Below are 20,526 nucleotides of genomic sequence, written 5' to 3'. Positions count from 1 at the left end.
ACGCACCGACCGCGGCATCCTGCCCTGGGGCGGATGCCGCGGCGCGACGTCAGCTCAGGCGGTCGACGAGCTCCGAGGCGATGCCGGTGTACGACTGCGGCGTGAGGGCGAGCAGGCGCTGCTTCGCGGCATCGCCGATCTCGAGGCCGTTCACGAACTCCGCGAGCTCGGCGGCGCCGACCCGCTTGCCGCGGGTGAGCTCCTTGAGCATCGCGTAGGGGTCGGCGATGGTCGACCGGCCGGCGACGACCTCGGCGCGGATGACCGTCTGGATCGCCTCGCCGAGCACCTCCCAGTTGCCGTTGAGGTCGGCGGCGAGCACCGTGAGGTCGAGGTCGATCTCGCCGAGGCCGCGCTGGATGTTGTCGAGGGCGAGCATCGAGTGCCCGAAGCCGACGCCGATGTTGCGCTGGGCGCTCGAGTCTGTGAGGTCGCGCTGCATGCGCGAGGTGACGAGGGTCGCGGCGAGCGAGTCGAGCAGGGCGCTCGAGAGCTCGAGGTTCGCCTCGGCGTTCTCGAAGCGGATCGGGTTGACCTTGTGCGGCATCGTCGACGAGCCGGTCGCGCCGGGCGCGGGGATCTGGCGGAAGATGCCGAGCGAGATGTAGGTCCAGATGTCGGTCGCGAGGTTGTGCAGTACGCGGTTGGCGTGCGAGACCTTGCCGTAGAGCTCGGCCTGCCAGTCGTGCGACTCGATCTGCGTGGTGAGCGGGTTCCAGGTGAGGCCGAGCGACTCGACGAACTCGCGAGAGACCTCGGGCCACGAGACATCCGGGGCGGCGACGACGTGCGCCGAGAAGGTGCCGGTCGCGCCCGAGAACTTGCCGAGGTACTCGGTCGCCTCGACCTGGCGCTCGATGCGGCGCAGGCGGTACGCGAAGACCGCGAGCTCCTTGCCCATGGTCGACGGCGTGGCCGGCTGGCCGTGGGTGCGCGAGAGCATCGAGGCGTCCCGGTGCTCGCGGGCGAGCGCCTCGATCGTCTCGATCACGGCGCGGTACTTCGGCAGCCAGACGTCGCGCACGGCGTCGCGCACCGTGATCGCGTAGGAGAGGTTGTTGATGTCCTCGCTCGTGCAGGCGAAGTGCGTGAGCTCGGCGATCGCGTCGAGGCCGAGGTCGGAGAGGCGGCGGCGCACGTAGTACTCCACGGCCTTGACGTCGTGCCGGGTGGTGGCCTCGAGGCCTGCGAGCTCGTCGATGTCGGGCTGGCCGAAGTCGGCGACGACCTGGCGCAGGCTCGCCTTCTGGTGGTCGGTCAGCGGCGACGAGCCGAAGAAGCCGCGGTCGGTCTGGGCGATCAGCCACTCGACCTCGACGTGCACGCGCGCCCGGTTGAGACCGGCCTCTGAGAGGTGCTCGCCGAGCTCGCCGACCGCCAATCGGTACCGTCCGTCGAGGGGGCTGAGCGGCTGGGGAGGCAGCGAAGTCATCGGATTCCTTGTCTGAGTGCTGGTGCGAGTTGCCGGAATAGCGCCGACGTCGACCGTTCAATCATCTCAAGGACTCGATCGAACATCGGTTCGTCGGAGTAGTAGGGGTCGGGAACGTCCTGCAGCTCGGCCGAATCGGGCCCGAACTCGAGCAGCATCCGCACCTTCTCCTGCTCGGCCGCGCCCGGCGCCCAGTTGCGCAGGATGCGCGCCTGCCCGCGGTCGAAGGCCACCACGAGGTCGAGCCGCGGGAAGTCGGTCGCCTCGAACTGGCGCGCCCGATGACCGCTCCCGTCGTACCCGGCGCGTTCGAGGGCATCGACCGTGCGCCGGTCGGCGGGTTCGCCGACGTGCCAGTCGCCCGTCGCCGCGGACTCGATCGACAGCCGGTCGCCGAGCCCGGCGCGATCGGCGTGTGCGCGCAGCACCACCTCCGCCATCGGAGAGCGACAGATGTTTCCCGTGCACACGAACGACACTCTGAACGGCGGCGCGTCGTCCCCCGCGGAATCCGCTCGCGTCATGGGTTCCATTGTGGACGACTTCGGGCGATCGCACAGCACCAGTTCGGGGGCGGTACGCTGGGCGGTCGAGCGAGGCGAGCAGACGGGGGTGAGCCGATGACGGATGCCCCCGAGCCTGACATCCTCGTCGATGCACGACTGGCCGGCCAGCTCGTGGCGGCGCAGCACCCCGATCTCGCCGGGCCGATCGAACTGGTCGCGAACGGATGGGACAACGCGATGTTCCGCCTCGGCGAGCACCACCTGGTGCGGTTGCCGCGGCGCACGATCGCCGCCGGTCTCGTGCTGCACGAGCAGCGCTGGCTGCCCGAGATCGCCTCGCGCGTCACGGTGCCGGTGCCGGCGCCCGTGCGGATCGGCCGCCCGGACCCCGAACTCGGGTTCGGCTTCCCGTGGAGCATCCTGCCCTGGTTCGACGGGGTGAGTGCGGCCGACGTGGCTCCCTCGGCACGAGCCGCCGCCGCCACGTCACTGGCGGGGTTCGTCGCGGAGCTCGCGGTCTCCGCGCCCGCGGACGCCCCGACCAACCCCTATCGCGGTGTGCCGCTCGCCGAGCGCGACGAGGTCGTGCAGGGGAGGTTCGAGCGCGGACTCGCGTCGGAACCCGAAAAAATCGAGGCGCTCCGCGCCGTCTGGAACCGTGGACTCGCCGCGGCGGAATGGTCAGGCCCGCCGACCTGGCTGCACGGAGACCTGCATCCCGCGAACCTCGTGCTCGCGGCATCCGGCGATCTGGCAGCGGTCATCGACTTCGGCGATGTCTGCGCCGGCGACCCTGCCGGCGATCTCGCCACGGCCTGGCTCACCTTCGATGCCCCGGCGCGCGCGGTCTTCCGCGCCGAGATAGACCGGCTTCGCGCGACGGACGCCGCGATGTGGGACCGCGCCCGCGGCTGGGCGCTCGTGCTCGGCAGCGCGATCATCGACGCGATCGGCGCCTCCGGGCGGCTCGGCCGGGTCGGCGTGCACGCGCTCGACGCGGTGCTCGCCGACTGAGGCGACACTCCCCCTCCACAGCTGGAGCCTTCGCTCGCCGCTCAACGATCTCGTATGGGCCCGAGGATCGTCGCACCGCCGCCGCGAGGATCGACGAATGGACGGTTTGGATCAGGCGTCGCTCGCCCTCGGCAGGCTCGCCCTCGAGCAGCAGCTCATGGAGGCCCGGTCGGTGCTGTACGCCGTGCGCGAGCTCGCGAGCGTCATCGCGGATGCCGCTCCGAGCCTGCCCGCGGCCCGGTGCACGTCCTGGCGTTCCGAGGCATCCGAGGCCTACGCCACCAGGCTTGCCGAGCTCGGCACCGAGGTGACCAGAGCGCAGTCGTGTCTCGACGCCGCCGCCCCGGTGATCGAGGCGACGATCCGCGAACTCGAGGCCGTGCAGGATGCCGCGGCGGCACGTGCGGCGGGCATGCGCACCGACGACTGGCACGGAGCGGGGCGGGGCGCATGGGTGAGCTGATCATCTCCGGGGGCGGCTCGACGGCCGTCGCCACCGCCGAACTCTTCGAGGAGGCGGCGCGGCTCGGATCCATCGATGCCGTGCTCGCCGGATGGGGGGCGACGTTCGGCGAGCTGACCGGGCGGCTGGAGGCGCTCGCGCCCGTCGTGGACTCCCCCATGCAGAGTTCGATCTCCGCAGGAGGGCTCGGCCGAGCGGCGGCCGACCTGAGGTCGGGCGGGAGAGCGGTGGAGACGGCGAACGAGCGTGCGAGGCAACTGCGCGCCGCGCTCGTCGAAGCCGGCGAACGATACGGTGCCGCTGAGGCGTCGATCGACCACTACGCGCGACTCGGCGGCCAGGTCGCGGCGTGGGCTCTGGGCTTCTCGCTGCACGTGCTTCCGCTCGTGACGGTGCAGGCGATCGCCGCGGGCGCTGCCGCGATCGCGTTCGCGCGTGGAGACGATCTCGACGACGTGCTCCAGAGCCCCGAGTTCGTCTCGTTCGTCGCGACCGCGGTCGATTCGGTCGACGAGGTCGCCGGCGGCGCGCTGCTCGTGCCCCCGGGGGTCACCGTCGGTGCGGGCCACGAGATCCGCGCGCCCGAGTCCGCGTCGCTGCTCCTCGGTGCCGCCGGGTTGGTCGGTGCTGTCTTCGGCAGCAGGGTGCTCGTCGACGGTCAGGTGAGCGTGCGACGTCAGCCGCCCGACGGGCGTGCGGCGCCGCCTGCGCCGGTGCATCAGCGTGCGGGCGGCCCGGCAGCCCGCACCGACGGGCCTCCCCTCGATGCCCCGGTCGCCGCCCCCACCGGTGTCGCCGATCTCATCGAGCGCATTCCGTTGTCCGACGCCGACGCGCAGATCCGGGTGGAACGCTATGGCGATGCGACCGACCCGCGCTGGGTCGTCTACATCGGCGGCACGGTCGACTTCACCACCACGGCCGGCGCCGAGACGAACGACATGACGAGCAACGTGCACGGCATCGCCGACGATTCGGCCATCGACGCGCTGCGCCTCGCCGGCGCCGACTCGGCGGCGGTCGACCGCGCGGCCCGCCTGGCGCTCGCCGACGCCGGGGCGAAGCCGGGCGATCCGATCGTGCCGATCGGGTACTCGGGAGGCGGCGCCGCGGCCGCGGGCCTCGCAGCAGACCCCGAACTCAACGTTGTCGCGGCCGTGAGCGTCGGCGGCCCCGTCGCCTCGGCCGTCCTCCCCGACGGCAGGCCGCTGCTCTCGATCGAGCACGAGGAGGATCTGGTTCCCGCGACCGGTGGCTGGGGGCATCCGTCGCCCGACCGCCTCACCGTTTCGCGAAGCGTGCTCGAAGCGGGTGCCGAGTACGACGCCGCGGTTCCGGCCCACGAGCTGTTCCGCTATCGCGAGACGGCAGCGCTCGTCGACGGCTCCGAGGAGGAGCGACTCGTGGCGTTCCGCGAGCAGCTCGTCGACTTCACCGGCGGCGGGCCGGGTGAGATGAGCCGGTGGATCGCGACGCGGGAGCTCAGCCCTTCGACACCGGGCGGAGCACCAAGCCGATGAGCCAGCTGATGAGACCGAGCACCAGTGCGCCCAGAACGCCCCACCAGAAGCTCTCGACAACGAGGCCGAAGCCCATGAGGTCGCTGATCCAGTCCACGAGCAGCAGCAGGAGGCCGTTGACGATGAAGGAGATGAGCCCGAGGGTCAGCACGTAGAGCGGGAACGCGACGATCCTGATGAAGTTGCCGATGATGGCGTTCACGAGGCCGAAGATGAGCGCGACGAGCAGGTAGGTGAGCACCGTCGCGAGCTGGGTGTCCTCGTAGGGCACGACGCTGACGCCCGACACGATGAGTGTCGTGAGCCAGAGGGCGAGCGCGATGACGATGACCTTGACGATGAACCGCATGCGTCCACTCTGTCAGACGGGCCAGTCGGGAGCGAAGGAGTACGGTGGAAATCGTGACCGCACCGGAGCCCACGGGGGCGCGCGTACGCCTGCGCCCCGAGATCGCCGCCCTTCCGCCGTACCGACAGGGGCGCCCCGCGCCCGCCGACGGCTTCAAGCTGTCGAGCAACGAGAACCCGTTCGGGCCGCTGCCCTCGGTCGTCGAGGTCGTCGCAAGCGCGGCGCACGACATCAACCGGTACCCGGATGCCACGGCGCTCGCCCTTCGCGAGCGGCTCGCCGAGCGCTTCGGCGTCACGGCCGACGAGGTGCTGATCGGCGCAGGGTCGGTCGCGCTCCTCGCGCAGTTCATCCTCGCGGCCGCCGCACCCGGCGACGAGGTCGTCTACTCCTGGCGCTCGTTCGAGGCCTACCCCGGCCTCGTCACGGTGGCAGGCGCCACGAGCGTGATGGTGCCGAACCGCGCCGACCACGGCCACGACCTCGACGCGATGGCGGCGGCGATCACCGACCGCACCCGGGTCGTCATCGTCTGCTCGCCGAACAACCCCACGGGCGTCGTCGTGACCGCCGCCGAGTTCGAGGCGTTCATGGCGAAGGTCCCCGCCGACCGCCTCGTGCTGCTCGACGAGGCGTACGCGGAGTTCGTGCGCGGCGACGGCAGCGCCGACGACGCCGTCGACGGGGCGACGCTCATCGGCCGCTACCCGAACCTCGTCATGCTCCGCACCTTCTCGAAGGCCTACGGCCTCGCCGGCCTCCGGGTGGGCTACGCCATCGGTCCCGTCGAACTGCTCGACGCCGCCCGCGCCACGGCGATCCCCCTCGGGGTCACGGCTGCTGCGGCATCCGCTGCCATCGCCTCGCTCGAGCCCGCCGCCGAGGCCGAGCTGCTCGAGCGGGTCGGGGCGATCGCCGATCGACGCGATCGCGTACACGCGACCCTCGTGGCGCAGGGCTGGCCGGTGCCGGTCGCGCGCAGCAACTTCGTCTGGCTCCCCGCCGGCGAGGCGACGACCGCCGTGGCGGAGCGTCTCTTCGACGCCGGAATCGTGACCCGGGCGTTCGCCCCCGACGGCATCCGCATCTCGATCGGTGAAGAGGAATCTGTGGACATCCTCCTCACGATTCTGGGTGAGCTTGTACCGGGCTCACAAGAAGGGCACCCGCAGTAGCGGGTAGCGTGGAACGGTGGCAGCCCGCGAAAGAGAGTTCACCGCGCCGACGGTCCAGCTCCTGACCCATGAGGGCGAACTTCGTCCCTCCCCCGAGGCCGAGGCCTATCTCCCGCTCGTCGAGGCGTTGCACGACGCCGAGCTGCAGCGCTTCTACCGCGACATGGCGGTCTCGCGCCGCATCGACGTCGCCGGCGCGAACCTGCAACGGCAGGGCCAGCTCGCCCTCTGGGTGCCGAGCCACGGGCAGGAGGCCGCCCAGGTGGGCTCTGCGCACGCCGCGCGCCCGCAGGACCACCTGTTCCCGTCGTACCGCGAGCACATCGTCGGCATGATCCGCGGGCTCGACCTCGTGCGCGTCCTGGCCCTGCTGCGCGGCGCGACGCTCGGCGGCTGGAACCCCGAGGAGAACGGCAACTTCCACCTCTACACGCTCGTGCTCGCGTCGCAGACGCTGCATGCCACGGGCTACGCCATGGGCCTCCAGTTCGACGGCGCGACCGCGACGGGCGACCCCGAGACGGATGCCGCGGTGCTCGTGTACTACGGCGACGGCTCCACCTCGCAGGGTGACGCCAACGAGGCGCTCGTCTTCGCGTCGAGCTACCAGACTCCGCAGGTGTTCTTCATCCAGAACAACCAGTGGGCGATCTCGGTGCCGGTCGCACGGCAGTCGCGGAGCCCGTTGTCGCTCCGCGGCGGCGGCTTCGGCATGCCCGGCATCCGAGTCGACGGCAACGACGTGCTCGCGAGCTACGCGGTCACCCGGCAGTCGCTCGAAGAGGCGCGCGCCGGCGACGGCCCCAGCCTCATCGAGGCCGTGACGTACCGCATGGGCGCCCACACCACCGCCGACGACCCCACGAAGTACCGCACCGACGACGAGGTGGCCTACTGGGAGGCGCGCGACCCGATCACGCGCTACCGCACGTGGCTCGAGGGCCGCGGGGCATCCGCCTCGTTCTTCGCCGACGTCGAGGCCGAGGCGAACGACATCGCCGCTGACCTGCGCCGCCGCGCCCTCGAACTGCAGGCACCGACGCGCGAGGCGATCTTCGAGCACGTCTACAGCGAGCCGCACCCCCTCATGGTCGAGCAGGCCGCGTGGCTCGAGAACTTCGAGACCTCGTTCGAGAACCCGGAAGGGGGCGCGGCATGAGCGCCCGCACCGAAGAGGAGAACCACGTGACGGATGTCGCGAGCGACACGCCCTCGACCGGCGAGGCTCCCGTACGCGGCGTGCAGACGCTCTCGATGGCCAAGGCCATCAACGCCGGCCTCCGCGAGGCGCTCCGCGCCGACGAGAAGGTGCTGCTCATGGGCGAGGACATCGGTCCGCTCGGCGGCGTCTTCCGCGTGACCGAGGGGCTGACGGCCGAGTTCGGCGAGCGGCGCATCCTCGACACCCCACTCGCGGAGTCGGCCATCGTCGGCACCGCGATCGGACTCGCGATGCGCGGCTACCGCCCGGTCATCGAGATCCAGTTCGACGGCTTCATCTTCCCCGCGTTCGACCAGATCACGACCCAGCTCGCACGCCAGACGGTGCGACACGACGGCACCCTCTCGATGCCGGTCGTGATCCGGGTGCCGTACGGCGGCCACATCGGCTCGATCGAGCACCACCAAGAGAGCCCCGAGGCGTACTTCGCGCACACCCCGGGCCTCCGCGTGGTGAGCCCGTCGAACCCCCACGACGCCTACTGGATGATCCAGGAGGCGATCCGCTCCGACGACCCCGTGCTGTTCTTCGAGCCGAAGAGCCGCTACTGGCCGAAGGGGCCGGTCGACCTCGACCACGCCGGCCTGCCGCTGCACGCGAGCCGCGTCATGCGCCAGGGCACCGATGTCACCGTCGTCGGCCACGGCGCGATGATCGCGACGCTGCTGCAGGCGGCCGACATCGCCGCCACCGAGGGGCGCAGCATCGAGGTCGTCGACCTCCGCTCGCTCTCCCCCATCGATTACGGACCCCTGCTCGAGTCGGTGCACCGCACGGGGCGGCTCGTCGTCGCCCAGGAGGCGTACGGCAACGTCTCCGTCGGCTCCGAGATCGCCGCCACCGTCGCCGAGCGCGCGTTCTACTCGCTCGAGGCGCCGGTGCTGCGCGTGTCGGGCTTCGACACGCCCTTCCCCCCGGCCGCACTCGAGACCGAGTACCTGCCGAGCCCCGACCGGGTGCTCGAAGCCGTCGACCGCGCACTGGCGTACTGACGCGGCGCGGCGACGCGCGGCACTGACATGACGATGACGGCATAGACCGACTGCGAGGGTAAAGAGTATGAGCGAGATCCGATTCCCCCTCCCCGATGTCGGCGAGGGCCTCACCGAGGCCGAGATCGTGCAGTGGCGCGTCGCGCCCGGTGATCGCATCAGCCTCGACCAGGTCTTCGTCGAGATCGAGACCGCGAAGTCGCTCGTCGAGCTGCCGAGCGCGTTCGAGGGCGTCGTCTCCGAACTCCTCGTCGAAGAAGGCAGCACCGTCGACGTCGGCACGCCGATCCTGGTCATCCAGACGGATGCCGCGGGGCTCGCGTCGGATTCCCCTGCCGCGCCGACCGCGGCGCCGGTGGTCGACTCCGGTGTGACCGCCGGCAGTGCTGAACCGGCTGCGGAGTCACTGCCGATCTACGGCACCGTACCGGCAGCCGATGCCGCTGAGGCCAGCGGCGCCGTGCTCGTCGGGCACGGCAGCTCCGGTCCGGCGGCCACGCGTCGCCGCCGGCACGCCACACCCGACGGGGCGCACGGGCGTCTCGCCGCCCCCACTCCCCCGCCCGCTCCGGCGAACGCGGCGCCTGCGGGCGCGGCCGGCGCCGTGGCATCCGCTGCTGTCGCCGCTGCGCCGTCGCGCCCGACCCCGCGGCTTCCCGTCATCGCGAAGCCGCCGATCCGCAAGCTCGCGAAAGACCTCGGCGTCGACCTGTCGCGCGTCGCGCCCACGGGCCCGATCGGCGACATCACGCGCGACGACGTGATCCGCGAGGCGAGCCAGGCGAGCGTCTTCCGCAACATCCAGACGCCGGAGCGGCCCGAAGCCCGTGAAGAGCGCATCCCCGTCAAGGGCGTGCGCAAGGCGATCGCGAGCGCGATGGTGCAGAGCGCCTTCCAGGCGCCGCACGTCAGCGTCTTCGTCGACGTCGACGCGAGCCGCACGATGGAGTACCTGAAGCGACTGAAGGCCTCCCCCGACTACGCCGGCGTGCGCATCTCGCCGCTGCTGATCATGGCCAAGGCGATGATCTGGGCCGTACGCCGCAACCCCACGGTCAACGCCCAGTGGACCGACACCGAGATCGTGGTCAAGAACTACGTGAACCTCGGCATCGCCGCGGCCACGCCGCGGGGCCTCATCGTGCCGAACGTCAAGGAGGCGCAGGCGATGACGATGGTCGAGCTCGCCACGGCGCTCGAGCAGCTCACGCTGACGGCGCGCGAGGGCAAGACGCAGCCCGCCGAGATGCAGAACGGCACGATCACGATCACGAACATCGGCGTCTTCGGCATGGACACCGGCACCCCGATCCTGAACCCGGGCGAGGTCGCGATCGTCGCGCTCGGCACGATCAAGCAGAAGCCGTGGGTCGTCGACGGCGAGGTGCGTCCGCGCTTCGTCACGACGATCGGCGCCTCGTTCGACCACCGCGTGGTCGACGGCGACGTGGCGTCGCGATTCCTCGCCGACGTCGCGTCGATCATCGAAGAGCCGGCGCTGCTGCTCGAGTAGTCGCCGCTTCAGGTCGAACTTCGGTAACCAGCCAGGCCGGTTACAGGTGCAGCTCGTAGATGATCGCCTCTGAGGTGCGCGACGACTGCGCGAATCCGGCGCCCTCGAGAGCGCGCCGTGCGGGCAGGTTCGGCACTTCGGCCTCGGCGCGGAGGATGACGACGCCGGCGCTGCGGGCGAGCTCGACGACGGCCGCGACGGTGTGGATCGAGAGGCCCTGGCCGCGCACCGCGGGCACGAGCCCGAATGCGAACTCGACGGCCCCGTCGTCGCCGGGCGGACCGAACAGGTTCACTCCCCCGATGGCCGGGCCGTCTTCGCCTCGACGAACGAGGTAGGGGCCGAAGGGCGTCGGATCGCCGTTCTGCTGCACCGTGCGGAGGTACTCGGCGAGCAGCTCGGGCTCGTCGGTGAAGGCGTAGGCGCCTTCCCATCCGTCGTGGGGGTCCACCTCGCCCGAGAGCACGCGCTCGGCATCGGCGACGGTGAACGGATGCAACGTGAGAGGAGCTGTCGTCGTATCCACGTGCTTCACTCTCCCACGTCGGTGCGACACTCGCCAGAGCTGTGCACAGGATTCGCGGGAATGCGGGGATCGCCCGCCGATGTTCATTCATTGTGTCCGAATCGGTCGCTTCATGGTTTTGACAATCATTATCAATAAGACGTACGGTGGACTCATGACCACGCGAACCAGTGCCTCCCGTCGACTGCCCGCGGCCCTCGCCGGCGGGACGGTGTTGGCCGTGTCGGCACTGGCGCTGGCGGGGTGCACGGCGCCCGCGGCATCCGGTGCTGCAGGCGGCGGACCCGAGATCGTCGCGACGACGACCCAGGTCGGCGACTTCACGCGCGAACTCGTCGGCGACAGCGCCGCGGTCACCCAGCTCCTCTCCCCCGGCCAGAGCGCCCACAGCTTCGACCCCTCCGCCGCGCAGTTGCTCGCGCTCGCGCAGGCCGACGCGCTCGTCGTCAACGGCGGCGGGCTCGAGAGCTGGCTCGACGACGCAGTGCAGGCCTCCGGCTTCGACGGCGTGCTGATCGACGCGAGCACCGGCATCGAGCTCCACGGCACCGACGAGCACGAGGCGGACGCCCACGACGAGGCGGATGCCCACGACGAGGCCGAAGCCCACGACGAGTCCGAGGCGTCGGATGCCGCAGACGACGACCATGCCGAACACGACGACGCCGAACACGACCACGGCGCGGGCAACCCCCACATCTGGACCGACCCCGAGCTCGCCGAGCAGATGGTGGAGAACATCGCCGACGGCCTCGCCGAGGTGCCGGGTGCCGATGCCGCCGTGATCGCGCAGAACGAGACCGACTACCTTGCGAAGCTCGATTCGCTCGACGAATGGATCACCGAGAACGTCGAGACCGTGCCGGCCGCCCAGCGGCTGCTCGTGACGAACCACGACGCGTTCACCTACTTCATCGACGCGTACGACGTCACCTTCGTCGGCAGCGTCATCCCGAGCTTCGACGACAATGCCGAGCCGAGCGCCGCCGAGATCGATGCGCTCGTCGACCGCATCCGTGCGACCGGCGCGACGGCCGTGTTCTCAGAGGCGTCCATCTCGCCGAAGGCCGCGGAGACTATCGCGGCCGAGGCCGGTGTCACCGTCTACTCCGGCCCCGACGCCCTCTACGGCGACTCGCTCGGCGTCGAGGGCAGCGACGGCGCCACGTACCTCGGCAGCCAGCTGCACAACGCTCGGCTCATCCTCGAATCGTGGGGCGTCGCGCCTACCGCCCTGCCCGCGGCACTGCAAGGATGACTGCCATGAACGACTCCCCCGTGCTGCGCCTCCGCGGCGCCGCGTTCACCCACCCCGGTGGCACGGGCGTCAGCGGTCTCGAGCTCGACATCGCGCCGGGCGAGGCCGTCGCGCTCATCGGGCCGAACGGCGCGGGCAAGTCGACCCTGCTGAAGGGCGTGCTCGGTCTCGTGCCGCGCACGGCCGGCACGATCGAGTTCGGCGCCCGTACGCCCGTCGGCGGTGCGGGGGCGGAGCATGCCGCGAACGGCATGGTCGGATTCCTCCCGCAATCCGCCGACCTCGACCCCGACTTCCCGATCAGCGTCGAGCAGGTCGTCATGCAGGGCCGCTACCGCGGCCTCGGGCTCCTCCGCTGGCCCGGTCGCGCCGACCGTGCCGCCGTGCGCACCGCGCTCGAGACCGTCGGCCTCGCCGAGCTCGCGAAGCGGCCGTTCGGCGAGCTGTCGGGCGGCCAGCGGCAGCGCGGTCTCCTCGCCCGAGCGCTGGCCTCCGATCCCAGGCTGCTGCTGCTCGACGAGCCGTTCAACGGCCTCGACCAGCCCAATCGCGATGCGCTCGTCGAGACGCTCCGCACCCTCAAGTCCCGCGGCGTCGCCGTGCTGGTCTCGACGCACGACCTCGATCTCGCTCGGCGGGTCTGCGATTCGGTGGTGCTCGTCAATCGCACGCAGCTCGCGAGCGGACCGGTCGAAGCAGTGCTCACGCTCGGCAACGTGCAGGAGTGCTTCGAGGGAGTCGAAGTCGAGATCGACGAGCACACCCTCGTGGTGCCCGGGCACGAGGGCCACTGAATGCCGACTGCGACATATATCGGTGCAATCCGGTCGGGCGGTGACGGATGTCGCTGACCGACGCGCTCTTCGGCGCCTTCGCCATCCCGTTCATGGGGCGAGCCCTGCTCGTGATGCTCGTGCTTGCGGTCGTCGCCGGGTTCGTCGGCGTGCTCGTGAACCTCAGGGGGCTCGAGTTCATCAGCGACGGGCTCACCCACGCGGTCTTCCCGGGGCTGGCCATCGGCCTCGCCATCGGCGGGAGTGCCGGCCTGCTGCCCGGTGCGGCGATCGCCGCCCTCGCCGGCGCGCTCGCCCTGACCTGGCTCGACCGCGCCGGGATCACCTCCGACGCGGCGATCGCGATCGTGCTGACGGCGACGTTCAGCGTCGGTGTCATCGTCGTCTCCCGCAGCGACGACTACGCGGGCGAGCTCGAGGCCCTGCTCTTCGGCCGGGTGCTGACGATCCCGCCCGACGAGGTGCTGCCACTCGTCGCGGTGAGCCTGATCGCGCTCGTCATGGTGCTGGTCACCCTCAAGCAGCAGTTGTACCGTGCCTTCGATGCGAAGGGCAGCCGCGCCGCCGGGGACTCGGCGCTCGTGCTCGACCTCGTGCTCAACTCGGCGATCGCGCTGGTCGTGGTGGCGGCGGCGAGCACGATCGGAACGCTGCTCGTGCTCGCGCTGCTCATCGTCCCCGGTGCGGTCGCGCGCCTGACCACCGCGCGCCTGTGGTGGCTCTTCCCCGCCGCGGCGGTCTTCGCCGCCGTCGCCGCATGGCTCGGCCTGGCCCTCGGGTTCGCGATCTCGGTCGGCGCCGGCGTCGACGTGCCCGCCGGCAGCACGGTCGTCGCGGTCTTCGTGCTCGGCTACGCCCTCGTGCTGCTGGTGAGCACCGCTTTCGGTCGGAGCCGCCGGGGGACACGTGGGCCGGGTCTCGAGACGCGAGCTCCTTCGTCGGCCGCTCCGCGACCGGCGGCAGAAGCCGCGGCGGCGACTCGAGCAGCGGGGGAGGGGCGCTGATGGGGTACTTCGAACGCGCGCTCATCGCCGCGATCATCATCGGTGCCGGCGCCGGACTGGTCGGCAGCCTCGTCGTCGTGCGGCGTCGCACCTTCTTCGCCCAGGCACTGACGCACGGCACCTACCCCGGCGCCGTGGCGGCGGCCGCCCTCGGCGTGAGCGTGCCGGCCGGTGCGGCCGTGGCATCCGTCGTGCTCGTGGCGGTCATGGCGGGCATCGCCCGCGTTCGCCGGCAAGGGGCACAGGTGGCAGCCGGCATCGTGTTGACGGGAGGGTTCGCCGCCGGTGCGCTGCTCCAGGCGCTGATCCCCGGGCTGCCCGTTCGAGCCGAATCGCTGCTCATGGGGTCGATCCTCACGGTGAGCGACGGCGACATTCTGCTCGCGGCATGTGTCGGCATCGTCGCGGTCGTCTGCATCTCGCTGTTCGGCAAGGAGATCGCATTCTCGACCTTCGACCCCCACGGCTTCCGCGCTGCCGGATACCGCGAATGGCCGATCGAGCTGCTCGTGCTCGGCCTCACGGCGGCCTCGGTCGTCAGCTCGCTGCCGGCGGTCGGCGCGATCCTCGCGATCGCCCTCATCGCCGCACCCGCCGCGGCCGCACGGCTCATGGTCCGATCCTTCCGGGGCCTGTTGTTCGCGGCCCCGGTGATCGGCGCGGCGGCGGGCGTGCTGGGCGTCATCTCGTCGCGGATGTTCGAGATCGCGGCCGGCCCCGCGATCGCCCTCGCCGCCACCGCCTTCTTCCTGCTCGCACTGGGGATCTCCAAGCTTCGCGCGCTACCGTTGAACCGAGTCTCCATACCGGTGGAGACCGCGGAGGACGCACGGATCGCATGAAGCGCAACACCTGGCAGCGAGAGGCCGTTCGCGAAGCACTCGACGGCACCGAGGGGTTCATCAGCGCGCAGGCGCTGCATTCGACCCTGCATTCGAGCGGTTCCCCGATCGGACTCGCGACCGTCTACCGCGCGCTCGGCGATCTCGCCTCGAGCGGCGAGGCCGATTCGCTGCAGTCGCCCGACGGCGAAGCGCTCTATCGCGCGTGCAGCACGACCGGGCATCACCATCACCTCATCTGCCGCAACTGCGGGCTGACGGTCGAGATCGCCGCCGACGAGGTCGAGGCGTGGGCGAAGACGGTCGCAGCCGAGCACGGATTCACCGGTGCGGCGCATGTCGTCGACGTCTTCGGACTCTGCGCCAACTGCACGAAGCTGCAGGCCGCGGGGGAGTAGTCCCGAAGTCGGGGAATGAAAATCCCTGATCAGCAGGGAATACGCGCGGCTCGATTTGGGTTTGTCACGACCACCTCGATACGGTGGACACGGTCCTGCAAGACCGAATCGCCCAGTCCGCGGTTCTGCATTCCGAAAACGGCATGCAGAAGCGTATGGTTCGGCGGCGTGGCATCCGGCCCCGATGGCCGGATGCGCGGAAGTCGTGTTTCGCCCGAGGTCGCACCAGACCGGGGCTTGAGCCGAGGCATCCGAATCGCCGTCAACCCGGCCGTGACCCACGAGTCAGCCCTGCCCGATTCGCGACCGCGCACGTTCGACGTGCGCGGCGTTCGGCGTGCGCTCCGGGAGCCAGTCCATGTCCGAAACACCCGTACCCGAGGCCGGAACACCGGCGCTCTCGGTCCGTCGCCTCACCAAGTTCTTCGGGCGGAAGCCCAAGGAGGCGCTCGATCGGCTCCGCGCCGGCGCCGGTCGCGCCGAACTCGCGCCGCTCGGCACCGCCGCGGTGATCGACGCCGACTTCGACGTGCGACGCGGCGAGATCTTCGTCGTCATGGGGCTGTCGGGCTCCGGCAAGTCGACGCTCATCCGCACCCTGAACGGCCTGCTCGAGCCGACCGACGGCACCGTCACGGTGATGGGGGAGACCATCACGGGCATGTCGCCGAAGCGCCTCCGCGAGGTGCGTCGTCGCCACGTCTCCATGGTCTTCCAGCACTTCGCGCTGCTCCCGCACCGCAGCGTGCTCGAGAACGCGGGCTACGGGCTCGAGATCCAGGGAGTACCCACCGCCGAGCGGCGGGAGCGCGCCGAGCACATCCTCGAGCGCGTCGGCCTCGGCGGCTGGGGCGACAAGATGCCCTCGGAGCTCTCGGGCGGCATGCAGCAGCGCGTCGGCCTCGCCAGGGCGCTCGCGTCGAACACCGACATCCTGCTCATGGACGAGGCGTTCTCGGCGCTCGATCCGCTGATCCGCAAGGAGATGCAGGAGCAGCTCGTCGAACTGCAGCAGGAGCTGGGCAAGACGATCGTCTTCATCACCCACGACCTCAACGAGGCGATGTTCCTCGGCGACCGCATCGCGGTCATGCGCGACGGCCGCATCGTGCAGCTCGGCACCGCGGAGGAGATCCTCACCGACCCCGCCGACGACTACGTCGCCCAGTTCGTGCAGGACGTCGACCGTTCGCGCGTGCTGACCGCCGGAAACGTGATGGAGGCGCCCCGCGCCGTCGTCACCGCCTCGGCCGGACCGCGTGCGGCGCTCCGCGCGATGCGCGACCTGCAGACCTCGATGGTCTTCGTGGTCGGCAGCGGCCGTCGGCTGCTCGGCGTCGTGCACGACCGCGACGTGCTCCGCCTCGTGCAACGCGGAGAGCGATCCCTCGAGCCCGCGATCAGCGACGACCACCCCGTCGTCAGCGCCGACGAGCACCTCTCCGAGCTCTTCGAGAGCGCGGTCGAGAGTCAGCTCCCGCTCGCCGTCGTCGACGAGCAGGGTCGCCTGCTCGGCGCCGTGCCGCGCGTCACGCTGCTCGCCGCGCTCGGCAACGTGTCGTCGAACACCGGCGAGCACGCCGTCATCGAGACGCCCGCGACGATCCCGGTCGACGTGATCACCGCGACGCTGCACCGCACGGCCCGACCGGACACGGCGATCGCCGACGCGGCCGACGCCAACGCCGTGGCGGCAGCGGCGGCGGAAGCCGCTGACATCCGCGCCGAAGCCACGCGAGCGGATGCCGCGGGGGAGAGGAGCCCGGCATGAACGACTTCCGTCTCCCGCTCGGCGATTGGGCCGATGCATTCATCCACTTCATCACCGACGTGTTCGGCGGGTTCTTCACCGTCGTGCGCAACATCTTCGCCGGCTTCTACGACCTCGTCGACTTCGCGCTGCAGACGCCGCCGTTCTGGATCGTCGTCCTCGCGCTCGCGGCCGTCGCCTGGCTCGCGAAGGGCTGGAAGCTCGCCGTCGGCACCGCCGTCGGCCTCCTCGTGATCGTCGGCGTCGACCAGTGGGACAACGCCATGTCGACGCTCGCCCTCGTGCTCGTCGCCTCCCTGATCGCCGTCGTGATCTCGGTGCCGCTCGGCGTGCTCGCCGCCCGCTCCGACGTGGCGTCGAAGGTCATCCGCCCGATCCTCGACTTCATGCAGACGATGCCGGCGATGGTCTACCTGATCCCCGCGCTCATCCTCTTCCGGGTGGGCGTCGTACCGGGCATCGTGGCGACGATCATCTTCGCGATGGCCCCCGGTGTCAGGCTCACCGAGCTCGGCATCCGCGGCGTCGACAAGGAGGTCGTCGAGGCCGGCCAGGCCTTCGGCGCATCGCCGTGGCGCATCCTCCGCCAGATCCAGCTGCCGCTCGCGATGCCGAGCATCATGGCCGGCGTCAACCAGGTCATCATGCTCTCGCTCTCGATGGTCGTCATCGCCGGCATGGTCGGCGCCGGCGGGCTCGGCGGCGAGGTCGTGCAGTCGCTCACCCGCATCGACGTGGGCCTCGGCTTCGAGGCCGGGCTCTCCGTCGTGATCCTCGCGATCATCCTCGACCGGGTCACCGGCGCGCTCGGCACCCCGCGCAAGCCCGGCGCACCGCGCAAGCAGGCACCGGCGACGGATGCCGCGGAGCCGCTCGGCCCCGAGGCGGAACGCCTGCCCGCGGCATCCGCCACCGCCTGACCCGCCGCGAACGTTCGTCGCGCGGACTCGCGCGGCGCTCCCCAACACCCGTGACACAGCACACGGGAGGAAAGGAACACATGAAGAAGCGCATGCTCACCGGAGCACTCGCACTCGGGGCGGTCTCCGCCCTGGCCCTCAGCGGCTGCGCCGCCGGCGCGGAGGCCGAGACCCTCGACAACGGCGATGAGAAGTCCGTCACGATCGCCGTGTTCAACGGCTGGGACGAGGGCATCGCCGCGAGCGAGCTCTGGAAGGCCGTGCTCACCGAGCAGGGCTACGACGTCACGCTTGAGTACGCCGACCCCGCGCCGGTCTACTCCGGCCTCACGACCGACGACTACGACGTGACCCTCGACACGTGGCTGCCGATCACGCACGCCGACTACATCGAGCAGTACGGCGACGACCTCGTCGACCTCGGCGCCTGGAACGAGGACGCCAAGCTCACGATCGCCGTGAACGAGGACGCCCCGGTCGACTCGCTCGCCGACCTCGCCGCGAACGCGGAGCTGTTCGACAACCGACTCGTCGGCATCGAGCCCGGCTCGGGCCTGAACCGGGTCACGACCGACGAGGTCATCCCGACCTACGGCCTCGAGAAGATGGACTACCTGACGAGCTCGACGCCGGCGATGCTCGCCGAGCTGACCGCCGCGACCGAGGCCGGCGAGAACGTCGCCGTCACGCTCTGGCGCCCGCACTGGGCGTACGACGCCTTCCCCCTGAAGGACCTCGAAGATCCCGAGGGCGCGCTCGGCGAGGCCGAGGGCATCCACTCCTTCGGCGGCAAGAGCTTCGCGGAGACCCACCCGACCCTCGCCGGCTGGCTGAAGGACTTCGAGATGGACTCCGAGCTGCTCTTCTCGCTCGAGAACGCGATGTTCAACGCCGACGGCTCCGACGACTACGCGCCGATCGTCGAGCAGTGGATCGCCGACAACCGCGACTACGTCGACACGCTCACGAAGTAGCTCGACCGCGCCACGCGAACAGGCGGGGGAGACGAGGGGGCGGATGCTGCGGCATCCGCCCCCTCGTTCTTCACCCGCCTGATCGCATCTCCGGGGTACCGCGGTGAGCCGCGGCGGCGTATGGTCGGCGATCAGATGGTGTGATCCGGTCCGGGGGGCCCGGAAATCCGATCCGATCTCCTTCCGGAACCAGGGGTTCCACCCCGAGGAGGTTCGACCATGTCCGAAGCGATCGACAGCGGCGACACCGCCTGGGTCCTCGTGTGCGCTGCAATGGTGCTGTTCATGGTGCCAGGGCTGGCGTTCTTCTACGCGGGTCTCGTGCGCCGCAGCAACGTGCTCGTCATCATGCAGCAGAACATCGTGCCGCTCGCGGTCGTCTCGATCACGTGGGTGCTGGTGGGATTCAGCCTCGCGTTCGGCCCGGACACCTGGTCCGGCCTCGTCGGCGACCTGAGCCTCTTCGGACTCAACGGGGTGGAGGGCGCGCCGGCACCGGCGCTGCACGTCGTCGACCCCGACGTCGCGATCCCGACGCTCGCGTTCGTCGTGTTCCAGATGATGTTCGCGATCATCACGCCCGCGCTGCTCACCGGCGCGACCGTGGGCAGGCTGCGCCCGCTCGGATGGGTCGTCGTGCTGGTCTTCTGGTCGATCCTCGTCTACCCGGTCATCGCGCACTGGCTCTTCGATCCCGATGGCTGGCTCGCGCAGCTCGGCGCTCAGGACTGGGCGGGCGGCATCGTCGTGCACGCCGCGGCAGGGGCTGCCGCACTCGCGGTGCTCGCGGTGGTGGGGCGCAGGTCGGGCTGGCCGACGACCCGGTCGATCCCGCATTCCATCCCCCTCGCGGTCGTCGGCGGCGGCATCCTCTGGTTCGGGTGGTTCGGCTTCAACGCCGGCGGGGCGCTCCAGGCGAACGAGGTGGCGGCGCAGGCGCTGCTGAACACCCAGGTCGCCGCGGCCGGCGGCATGGCCGCCTGGCTCGTCTGCGAGGTCATCCGCACGAAGCGGGCCACGGTGATCGGCGGCATCACCGGCGCGGTCGCCGGACTCGCGACCATCACGCCGGCGGCCGGGTACGTGAACACCCTCGCCGCACTCGCGATCGGCATCATCGCCGGCATCGTCTGCACGCTCGCGCTGAAACTCAAGACCTTCTTCAGGTTCGACGACGCGCTCGACGTGATCGCCGTGCACTTCGTCGGCGGCATCCTCGGGTCGCTGCTGCTCGGCCTCTTCGGCTCCGCGGCGATCAACTCCGCGGGCCGCGACGGACTGTTCTCGGGAGGTGGCTGGGGACTGCTCGGCGACCAGGCGCTGGCCCTCGTCGTCGTCATCGCGTACGCCTTCGTCGTCACCTGGATCATCGCCATGCTGACGCAGGTCACCGTGGGGCTCCGCGCCTCCTCCGATCCCGCACGCGACGCCGACCAGGAGGAGCAGGGCAGCGACGCCTACCACCTCGCTGCCGTGCTCACGCGTGATCGCCAGGGCGGCGAGTCGAGCGGCCGGCACGCCGGGCCGCCCATCGGCGCCGACGGGCAGACGATCACGGCCGTCATCGAGGTGCTCGACGCCGAGGCGCTGCGCGCCGAGCTCTTCGCAGCGGGGGCGCAGTCGATCGTGCTCGACGAGGTCACCGTCGCGGCCGGCAACGGGCGGCGCGTCTCGGTGCGCGAGCAGTCGGCGGATGTCGGTTTCGTACGTGCATCCCGGGTGGAGGTCCAGGTGCCGGCTTCAGCGGTGGTGGCGGTGCAGGCGGTGTTGAGTCGCGGTGCGCTGTCGGGACCGACGACACGAACAGACGGGTGACGGATGCCGCGGCATCCGTCACCCGCCCGCTTCGTTCG

20 protein-coding genes are annotated in these 20,526 nt (G+C 70.8%); 16 read left to right on the top strand and 4 right to left on the bottom strand.

Annotation, left to right across the window (positions count from 1 at the left end; translation table 11 throughout):
• Nucleotides 1-49: 49 nt before the first annotated feature.
• Nucleotides 50-1,432 carry an adenylosuccinate lyase gene (purB, locus tag BUR99_RS10885; protein ID WP_074260423.1) on the bottom strand — a complete coding sequence of 461 codons (1,383 nt, stop codon included), beginning with the start codon at nt 1,430-1,432 and terminating at the stop codon, nt 50-52.
• A complete protein-coding gene (locus BUR99_RS10880) occupies nt 1,429-1,956 on the bottom strand; it encodes a low molecular weight protein-tyrosine-phosphatase (protein ID WP_074260422.1) in 528 nt (175 codons plus the stop codon). Before BUR99_RS10880 ends, purB begins: the two co-directional genes overlap by 4 nt.
• Before the next feature lie 96 nt (nt 1,957-2,052).
• Here BUR99_RS10880 and BUR99_RS10875 point away from each other — a divergent pair, with 96 nt between their 5' ends.
• The 3 genes from BUR99_RS10875 (at nt 2,053) to BUR99_RS10865 (ending at nt 4,935) form a co-directional block, all read left to right on the top strand.
• Nucleotides 2,053-2,952: an aminoglycoside phosphotransferase family protein gene (locus BUR99_RS10875; RefSeq protein WP_074260421.1), complete on the top strand. Its 900-nt coding sequence runs from the start codon at nt 2,053-2,055 to the stop codon at nt 2,950-2,952.
• Nucleotides 2,953-3,049: 97 nt separating this feature from the next.
• Nucleotides 3,050-3,415 carry a hypothetical protein gene (locus tag BUR99_RS10870; protein WP_143231600.1) on the top strand — a complete coding sequence of 122 codons (366 nt, stop codon included), beginning with the start codon at nt 3,050-3,052 and terminating at the stop codon, nt 3,413-3,415.
• A complete protein-coding gene (locus BUR99_RS10865) occupies nt 3,403-4,935 on the top strand; it encodes a hypothetical protein (RefSeq protein ID WP_074260419.1) in 1,533 nt (510 codons plus the stop codon). Before BUR99_RS10870 ends, BUR99_RS10865 begins: the two co-directional genes overlap by 13 nt.
• Here BUR99_RS10865 and BUR99_RS10860 read toward each other — a convergent pair.
• Nucleotides 4,898-5,284 (bottom strand): phage holin family protein, encoded by a 387-nt coding sequence (locus BUR99_RS10860; protein WP_074260418.1) that lies wholly within the window; start codon nt 5,282-5,284, stop codon nt 4,898-4,900. The two genes, BUR99_RS10865 and BUR99_RS10860, sit on opposite strands and share 38 nt — an antisense overlap.
• Nucleotides 5,285-5,334: 50 nt before the next feature.
• Here BUR99_RS10860 and BUR99_RS10855 point away from each other — a divergent pair, with 50 nt between their 5' ends.
• From BUR99_RS10855 to BUR99_RS10840, 4 genes are all read left to right on the top strand, one after another.
• A complete protein-coding gene (locus BUR99_RS10855; RefSeq protein WP_394327842.1) occupies nt 5,335-6,459 on the top strand; it encodes a histidinol-phosphate transaminase in 1,125 nt (374 codons plus the stop codon).
• Nucleotides 6,460-6,475: 16 nt separating this feature from the next.
• Nucleotides 6,476-7,618, top strand: a complete 1,143-nt coding sequence (locus BUR99_RS10850) for a thiamine pyrophosphate-dependent dehydrogenase E1 component subunit alpha (protein ID WP_074260416.1) — start codon at nt 6,476-6,478, stop codon at nt 7,616-7,618.
• 95 nt (nt 7,619-7,713) lie between these two features.
• Nucleotides 7,714-8,673, top strand: a complete 960-nt coding sequence (locus BUR99_RS10845; protein WP_074260979.1) for an alpha-ketoacid dehydrogenase subunit beta — start codon at nt 7,714-7,716, stop codon at nt 8,671-8,673.
• Between the two features lie 67 nt (nt 8,674-8,740).
• Complete coding sequence (locus BUR99_RS10840; protein ID WP_074260415.1) at nt 8,741-10,186, top strand: dihydrolipoamide acetyltransferase family protein; 1,446 nt, start codon at nt 8,741-8,743, stop codon at nt 10,184-10,186.
• Between the two features lie 40 nt (nt 10,187-10,226).
• On the opposite strand, the gene BUR99_RS10835 is transcribed toward BUR99_RS10840, so the two are convergent.
• Nucleotides 10,227-10,712, bottom strand: coding sequence for a GNAT family N-acetyltransferase (locus BUR99_RS10835; protein WP_159440985.1), 486 nt, complete (start codon nt 10,710-10,712; stop codon nt 10,227-10,229).
• A 154-nt stretch (nt 10,713-10,866) separates the two neighbouring features.
• Here BUR99_RS10835 and BUR99_RS10830 point away from each other — a divergent pair, with 154 nt between their 5' ends.
• The 9 genes from BUR99_RS10830 (at nt 10,867) to BUR99_RS10790 (ending at nt 20,488) form a co-directional block, all read left to right on the top strand.
• Nucleotides 10,867-11,970 carry a metal ABC transporter substrate-binding protein gene (locus tag BUR99_RS10830; protein ID WP_074260413.1) on the top strand — a complete coding sequence of 368 codons (1,104 nt, stop codon included), beginning with the start codon at nt 10,867-10,869 and terminating at the stop codon, nt 11,968-11,970.
• A gap of 5 nt (nt 11,971-11,975) precedes the next feature.
• Nucleotides 11,976-12,764 (top strand): metal ABC transporter ATP-binding protein, encoded by a 789-nt coding sequence (locus tag BUR99_RS10825; RefSeq protein WP_143231599.1) that lies wholly within the window; start codon nt 11,976-11,978, stop codon nt 12,762-12,764.
• A gap of 47 nt (nt 12,765-12,811) precedes the next feature.
• A complete protein-coding gene (locus BUR99_RS10820; RefSeq protein ID WP_074260411.1) occupies nt 12,812-13,768 on the top strand; it encodes a metal ABC transporter permease in 957 nt (318 codons plus the stop codon).
• The gene (locus tag BUR99_RS10815) at nt 13,768-14,610 is read left to right on the top strand and encodes a metal ABC transporter permease (RefSeq protein WP_074260410.1); all 843 of its coding nucleotides are present in this window, start codon (nt 13,768-13,770) and stop codon (nt 14,608-14,610) included. Before BUR99_RS10820 ends, BUR99_RS10815 begins: the two co-directional genes overlap by 1 nt.
• Nucleotides 14,607-15,008, top strand: a complete 402-nt coding sequence (locus BUR99_RS10810; protein ID WP_074260409.1) for a Fur family transcriptional regulator — start codon at nt 14,607-14,609, stop codon at nt 15,006-15,008. Before BUR99_RS10815 ends, BUR99_RS10810 begins: the two co-directional genes overlap by 4 nt.
• A gap of 358 nt (nt 15,009-15,366) precedes the next feature.
• Complete coding sequence (locus BUR99_RS10805; RefSeq protein ID WP_074260408.1) at nt 15,367-16,779, top strand: quaternary amine ABC transporter ATP-binding protein; 1,413 nt, start codon at nt 15,367-15,369, stop codon at nt 16,777-16,779.
• The gene (locus BUR99_RS10800; protein WP_074260407.1) at nt 16,776-17,699 is read left to right on the top strand and encodes an ABC transporter permease; all 924 of its coding nucleotides are present in this window, start codon (nt 16,776-16,778) and stop codon (nt 17,697-17,699) included. The genes BUR99_RS10805 and BUR99_RS10800 overlap by 4 nt, the downstream gene beginning before the upstream one ends.
• Before the next feature lie 80 nt (nt 17,700-17,779).
• The gene (locus BUR99_RS10795) at nt 17,780-18,673 is read left to right on the top strand and encodes a glycine betaine ABC transporter substrate-binding protein (protein WP_074260406.1); all 894 of its coding nucleotides are present in this window, start codon (nt 17,780-17,782) and stop codon (nt 18,671-18,673) included.
• A 219-nt stretch (nt 18,674-18,892) separates the two neighbouring features.
• The gene (locus BUR99_RS10790) at nt 18,893-20,488 is read left to right on the top strand and encodes an ammonium transporter (protein ID WP_084183925.1); all 1,596 of its coding nucleotides are present in this window, start codon (nt 18,893-18,895) and stop codon (nt 20,486-20,488) included.
• The last annotated feature ends 38 nt before the right edge of the window (nt 20,489-20,526 follow it).

Source organism: Agromyces cerinus subsp. cerinus (assembly GCF_900142065.1).
GTDB lineage: Bacteria > Actinomycetota > Actinomycetes > Actinomycetales > Microbacteriaceae > Agromyces > Agromyces cerinus.
The sequence above is the reverse complement of the archived record's forward strand: the minus strand, read 5'-3'. Positions and strand labels throughout refer to the sequence as shown.